Below are 6,825 nucleotides of genomic sequence, written 5' to 3'. Positions count from 1 at the left end.
TTTGGGAGGGCGGACGCCCGACATGCACAGTTTCGCTTGTAGCAACAGTGAGGAGATTGGCAAATGCGATTGCCCTGCGACCATTGACCACAAAGGGGAAACGGCGCATACTGATATTGTTGAGAGATTTATCGAATTTATCGTTTTGATAAAAATTTCATACCTGCTCTGATAAAGGCAGGCATGACTTGTCAGCTATCCAAACCATGATTGCCCATAGGGAAGCGGGCGTTTTGCGCAGGGACTTGGCGCGTGTAACGAAAAGAGGCAGATCATGAAGGATTGGAAAATCAGTATCAAGCTCGGCGTGGGCTTTGGTACGGTGCTGCTGTTAAGCCTGATCATCGCCATCGTGGGTGACAAAGGAATCCTTGATCTGGCCGAACGCATGGAGATTGGGCACAACATGTTCAATCTGCAAGACAAGGTCAATGAGGTCGCCGTTGCAGAAAAAAGTTTTATCATTACCAGCGATAATAAATATGTGGAAGAGAGTCGCAGCCTGCTCGAGACCATCAAACAGGAAGCCGCTCATAATCGTGACAAGCTCTTCAAGTTGGCAGAAGATAAAGCAGCGATGGAGCAGTTGCTGACGACAACTGGGCAGTATGAGACACTCTTTCGCAAATCTGTGGCTCTGGAACATACCCGTTTGGAATCATTACAGAAGTTACGGGAAGCCTCCAGAGAGATCGATCACCTGATCAGTGAAATGGTCTCTGGTCAGGTGCAAAAGTTGGATATCCAAATAAATGAGCTGTCACGCATGAGTGGCAATGGCAGTGACAGCAATGCGCTGCGCGATAAAATGGGTATGGTCAAGGAGCGCACCTATAAAGTCAATCTCCTGACCACAGTGCGTGGCCAATTCAAAGAGTCGCGCATTGCCGAAAAGGAGATCTTTATCACCCATGGCAAGGATGAGCAACAGATTCAACGCAATCTGAGCAACTCCAGCCAGGCGCTCAAACATGTCCGCGAACTGCTTCCCACCTATCGCGATCCTGCTGATATTGAACGCATGCAGCGTATTCATACTGCCCTGGAGGGGTATCAAAAAAACATGCAATCCATTGTCAGCGGTTTGCATGAGCAGGAAAAGATAGTCCAGCAGTTGCGCGAAGCACGCCATCAATTGGCCAAACGCATTGATGCCACTGTCAAACATCAAGATGAACTGGCAACGCAACAGGTCAACCGCTCCAATTGGCTGATTATCGTGGTCAGTCTGGTGGTGGTGGTGCTGGGGGTCACGGTATCGCTCTTGACCACTCGCATGATTGTCAGTGGTTTGCATTGCAGCGTTGCCTTTGCCCATCGCATTGCCAGCGGTGATTTGACTGCAACTATTGAATGTCGGCAAAAGGATGAAGTGGGGCAATTGGCCTCTGCTCTGGCCACCATGGCCGGAGATCTGGCACATGTTGTTTCCGACATTATTGCCAAAGCCCGTCAACTGGATAGCAGTGCCAAGGAACTCAATCGGGTAGCCGATTCGATGACCAATGGTGCAGACGTTCTTTCGCAACAGGCGACCCAGGTTGCCGCCTCCAGCGAAGAGATGAGCTCGACCATGGATACCATTGCGGCTGCTTCGCAAGAGATGTCGATCAACATGGAGACGGTTGCCAAGTCGGCGCAACAGATGGAAAGCAACATGAGCACCATCTCTGCTGCTGCCGAAGAGGCCAGTATCAATCTCAATACGGTTGCGCAAGCTTCGGCGCAGAGCAGTACCAGTGTGGGTCATGTGCAAAACTCGGCGCGGCAGACCAGTCACAGTGTGGCGCAAACCGCCTCGTCTGTCCAAGAGATCAATAGCACCTTGGCGGGGGTGCGCAAGCTGTGCGAATCGGCGGCTGGTGAGGCCAGTCAAGCCAGTGACAGTGCCAAACAGACCTCACACATGATGAACAAGTTGACATTATCGGCCCAAGAGATTGGCAAGGTGGTGGTGATCATCAACAGCATTGCCGAGCAGACCACCATGTTGGCTTTGAATGCCTCTATTGAAGCGGCTGGGGCTGGGGATGCTGGCAAAGGTTTTGCTGTGGTGGCCAATGAGGTGAAGGCTCTGGCCCAACAAACTGCTGAAGCAACACAGATGATTGCCAGTCAGATTGATGCCATTCAGCGCAATGCTGAGGATGTGGGACAGGCCAATCAGGATGTGACTGCCATGATCCGTCGTTTGAGCCAATCCAATGCTGAGATTCTCAACTCGGTCAACGAGCAGAGCCACTCTCTGGAGGCCATTACTGTCTCCATGGACAGTGTTTCCAAAGAGACTGGTGAAGTTACCCGTCGTCTGGAAGAGACCAGTACTGGTATTGGCGATGTAGCACGCAGTGTCAATGAGATCTCTGCTGGCATTGAAGAGGTGACGCGCAATGTCACCGAGGCTTCGGTAGGGGTATCGGACATGACTCGGCGCATTAGTGAAACCTCAGGCGGGGTAGAGGATGTGACACGCAATGTCACTGCTGCTTCGGATGCGATTCGTTTGGTGGCGGGCAATATGGTTCAGGTCAACCGTGCGGCGGAGGAGATGCAGGGTTTAAGTGGCACTGTAGACAAGCGGGCCAAAGGGATGAGTCTGATTGCCAAGGAGCTTAACGAGCAGCTCGCGCGCTTTCAGATTGCTTAAGATTTTAATCTGCAAAGCAATTTCACCAAAAAAAGCAAAAAAACTATTATGGAGGTCCAGGAGGAGATTATCTCCTCCTGGCAGGTGCAGGACAGGGTCCTGCATCTGTGCGGCGTTTTACAGAAGCGAATGCGTAGCATTCGCGCACGCCGCACCAATCTGTGCCCCGAAGGGGCACTCTTTGGGAGGGCGGACGCCCGACATGCACCGTTTTGGCTATATAGCCACAGTGCGGAATTGTTCCACAGCCTTGCCGTGGCAGCGGTTGCGAACAGTCATTCACCAAGGGGCAACGGTGCGAGAAGTTTCAGATAACTATTTAGTTCCGTGCTGGCTTGCCAACTTTTAACACCCATGGGGATGCTGTGCGAATTGGCGCAAAAATGCGCGCCAATCCGCACAACTTGCTTCCATTAGGCGCTTAAGCCGACGCAAAAAGCGCGTCGGCTTCGTGTGATAAGCGCGCCAAAAGCAACAGATTAAAAGATTAAAAGATTAAAATCCCAGAGGCTTTGCCTCTGGACTCCACCAGGGAGGTGCCCTCCCTGGACCCCCAGTTGTTTTGTGTGCTGAATAGTTACAGAATTAAAAGCAAAGGATTAAAAACAAAATCCCATGAATTCCATCCCTGGACCCGCAGTTGTTTCAGGTGGGGAATGACGCAAATTTCCTAAACCGTCTGAGTCAATTTATACCAAGCCTGCCAAATAGCCTCGAGAGCAGTCATCCCAGTCAACGGCAAAGAAACATGCCGCGCCTTGCGCACATGATGATCGTGCGGGTTGATGCGAATCATATTGGCATGGTGCACCTTGGCATAAAACTCGGAACGGCGACGAATTACCGGTAAAGCGGTACCGGCACCAATCTCAATAATCGCCAAACGTGCCTTGTCAAGCATCATCTCTTCCAACCACTGCCACAAACACTCCCCCTGCTGTTTGCTGCGCTCATCAACCCAGGATTTGTCATTGAACAACAAAATGTTGGGACGCGCCAAAGCCCCACAACGGGGACAAATGGGCAAAGGACCAATAGCCTGCAAGGTCTCTGAACTGATAGCCATATGAATCTCATCAGCACACCAAACCTGCTCGCTGCAGGGTCGCGTACACTGCAAAAAATGCAGCGAACCATGACACTCTTCAATACGTTGCGGATCAAAGCCCGCCGTCTGAAATTGACCGTCCAGATTGGAGGTGAGCACAAACACACCGCGTTTCGGACGTTGACTCATGGCCAACAAACGCACAAAACCAGCATGAGGAGTGGTACGCCGTACCAAATTGAGCCGATGACCATAAAATCCCCAGGCCAAACGCGGATGCTGTTTGAACCACTTGGGATCAGCCACCTCCTCAAAAGCCAGATTCATCTTTTGAATCGCCGGATAGGCCCGCCAAAACCCCTCCTTGTTGCGATAATCTGGCAACCCCGAATCAACACCCATTCCCGCTCCGGCAGTAATCAAGATTCCATCCGCCTCGGCGAGCAGTTGTGCAGCCCGTTGCACACGTTCGGAATAATCCTTCTCTTTATCCTGTTTCATCGCCGGGGCTCCCTTGAATGCGCTTACGGAGATCAAAAACTGTTCTGTTGATCCCACAAGTGTCGATAGATGCTGCAACGCTCCAACAATACGGCATGAGGGGCAAAATCAACCACTTCACCCCGATCCAATACCAGAATGGCATGGGTCGAGGTCAACGAGGAAAGACGGTGTGAAACGATGATCAAAGTGCGTCCTTCGGCAATTTTGTTCAAACTGTGCCGAATAATCGCTTCACTCTCTGGATCGAGGGCACTGGTTGCCTCGTCAAAAATGAGCAGACGAGGCCGTAACAACAAGGCGCGGGCAATAGCCAGACGCTGCCTTTGCCCACCGGAAAAGTTGGTAGCCCCCTCTTCCACACGTGTATCATAAGAACTGGAAAGCCGGTCGATAAACTCTTCGGCACCTGCCAACTTGGCCGCTTCAATCACCTCGGCAAGAGAGGCATCGGGTTTGCCGGCAGCAATGTTGTCACGCACAGTGCCACGAAACAATATATTATCCTGTAATACCACACCAATCGAACGGCGCAGATGCGGCAGATCATAATGGCGGATGTCGTTGCCATCGAGCAAAACCATCCCCTCTTCCACCAAATGAATAGCCTGAATCAAACGGGTGATGGTGGTTTTTCCAGAACCGGAACGCCCCACAACCCCAATCACCTGCCCTGGTTGTACCTCAAAAGAGACATTGCGCAATGCCGGAAGAGTAGTTTTACGATAGCGAAAAGTAACCTCCTTGAACTCCAAATGACCAAACACCTCTGGACGAATACCACGGCGGTTGGGGTCGCGTTCGGGAGGAAAGTTCATCACATGACCCAACATCTGCACCGATAGCGCAGTCTGTTGGTATTGATTGATCATCGAGACAATTTGGATCAAGGGTGCCGTGACCCGTTGCGAAAGCATGTTGAAAGCCACCAAGGCACCAATACTGATGTCGCCAGAAAAGACCAGATAGATACCCAAACTGAGCACAGTCAAACCCATTCCCCCCTGCAACAAATGGGTCAAGGTGGCTGCAATGGCACCAAAACGGCCTACAGAGGTGCGTTGGGCAATACAGTTGGCGACACTGCGATCCCATGCTGCCTTGCGCAAAGGCTCCAAAGCCAAGGATTTGATGGCACGCATGCCAGTAACCGTCTCCACCAAATCGGCATTGCGCGCCCCTTCAGCATTATACAACTCCTCCAAGCGTCGTTTGAAGGCCGGAATCAAAAAACCAATAATCGCTGCAATACCAAGGGTGAAAAGCAAAACTACCGAGGTCAGAATACCACTATACAGGGTCAGACCAATCAACAACAAAGGGAGTGATGAAGCCTGCAACAGGGTACTGAACAATCCTCCTGTCAAAAAGCTGCGGATCGATTCAGTCTGCTGCATATGACGAATCAACACCCCGGTAGGCATGCTCTCAAAAAAGGGCATGGGCAGGCGCAATAAATGCTCAAAGGTGCGCACAATCAATTGGGCATCAATTTTGTTGGTGGCATAAATCATCAGCATCTGTTGCACATAGGTGAACAGGCTGTCAAAAAGAGTGGCAATTACCAGAATAACGGTCAGGGTAAACAGAGTCTGTTGGCTCTGGTGGGGCACTACCTTGTCGAGCATGATCTGAAAGGCCAGTGGCATGATAAAACTGAGCAGATTGACCATGGTGGCAGCCACGATCACATCCCGGAAATAACGTGCATTTTTCATGATTTCCGGCATGAACCAGCGCAAATCAAACGGTCGATTGCTGTCGCCCAGATCATATTCCCGCTTGATCAACAACAACGAACCGTTCCATTGCTCCTCAAACTGCTGGCGCGGCATCAATGCCAAACCAGCCTGTTCCGCATTGGGATCCATGATGGCCACATTTTCAGTGCCATCGGCGGTCGTGACCGTACTGGCCACAATCACCCAATGACCACTGGAGCGTTCCACCATCACCGGATAGGCGCTACCAAGATTGGCCAAATCCTGCCATTTGCGTCTTTTTAACAGTTTGCCTTGCAGACCTACATCACTCATCAGCCGCAGTACAGAGCCGATAATATCATCCTCTTTGGCCCCCAAAAAACGCTCCGGGGTCACTTCAATGCCATGGTGTTGACAAATCAGAAAAAAACAACGCAGCGAAGTCAAAAACGGAGTCATGCCGGCTGGCTGCGGGAGAGGTTCAGTGCTGGTCAAAATGGTTTCGGGAAGTGGGCCACCACCTCCCCCTCTGCAAGAATGAAACGGGTGCGCAAATCCAGTGTGCTGACAGCAATGGGCCGATCCAAACACAGCACCAGCCTTGTTCGTTGCGGCAGCGGCCAATGGAAGAGCTGGCAATATCAGATCTCACTGCTGCGCCCGGCTTTGCTGAAATTTTGGCACAGTGCTTCCGAAAAATCCTATAAACCTTCAGCAATGTAACACATTGCCCCCCGTACTGCAAAAGAGATTCGCAAGAAGAGAAAAAGGTGCTAGACTGTGCCGGAATGTAACTATTTCAGGTTTGTGCTGGCTCGCCAGCTCTACCACCATGGGGATGCTGTGCGGATTGGCGCAAAAATACGCGCCAATCCGCACAGCTTGCTTCCATTAGGCGCGCCGCGCCGACGCAAAAAGCGCGTCGG

At 51.4% G+C, this 6,825-nt stretch carries 3 protein-coding genes; 1 reads left to right on the top strand and 2 read right to left on the bottom strand.

Translation table 11 applies throughout. From position 1 onward, the window contains the following. Positions 1–274 precede the first annotated feature (274 nt). Positions 275–2,647, top strand: a complete 2,373-nt coding sequence (locus EJP87_RS12535; RefSeq protein WP_130472219.1) for a methyl-accepting chemotaxis protein — start codon at positions 275–277, stop codon at positions 2,645–2,647. Between the two features lie 670 nt (positions 2,648–3,317). Here EJP87_RS12535 and EJP87_RS12530 read toward each other — a convergent pair. Then, positions 3,318–4,196, bottom strand: coding sequence for an SIR2 family NAD-dependent protein deacylase (locus EJP87_RS12530; protein ID WP_130472218.1), 879 nt, complete (start codon positions 4,194–4,196; stop codon positions 3,318–3,320). Between the two features lie 32 nt (positions 4,197–4,228). Further along, on the bottom strand, positions 4,229–6,358 hold the full coding sequence (locus EJP87_RS12525) for a peptidase domain-containing ABC transporter (protein WP_130472217.1): 2,130 nt from the start codon (positions 6,356–6,358) through the stop codon (positions 4,229–4,231). Positions 6,359–6,825 lie beyond the last annotated feature (467 nt).

This window comes from Candidatus Magnetaquicoccus inordinatus (assembly GCF_004217665.1).
Taxonomy (GTDB): Bacteria; Pseudomonadota; Magnetococcia; order Magnetococcales; family Magnetaquicoccaceae; genus Magnetaquicoccus; species Magnetaquicoccus inordinatus.
This window is presented reverse-complemented; position numbering and strand designations above follow the sequence as displayed.

Excerpts from the sequence above, each read along its gene's own strand:
- EJP87_RS12525 (WP_130472217.1), bottom strand. The coding sequence starts at position 6,358 with ATGACTCCGTTTTTGACTTCGCTGCGTTGTTTTTTTCTGATTTGTCAA.
- EJP87_RS12535 (WP_130472219.1), top strand. The coding sequence starts at position 275 with ATGAAGGATTGGAAAATCAGTATCAAGCTCGGCGTGGGCTTTGGTACG.
- EJP87_RS12530 (WP_130472218.1), bottom strand. The coding sequence starts at position 4,196 with ATGAAACAGGATAAAGAGAAGGATTATTCCGAACGTGTGCAACGGGCT.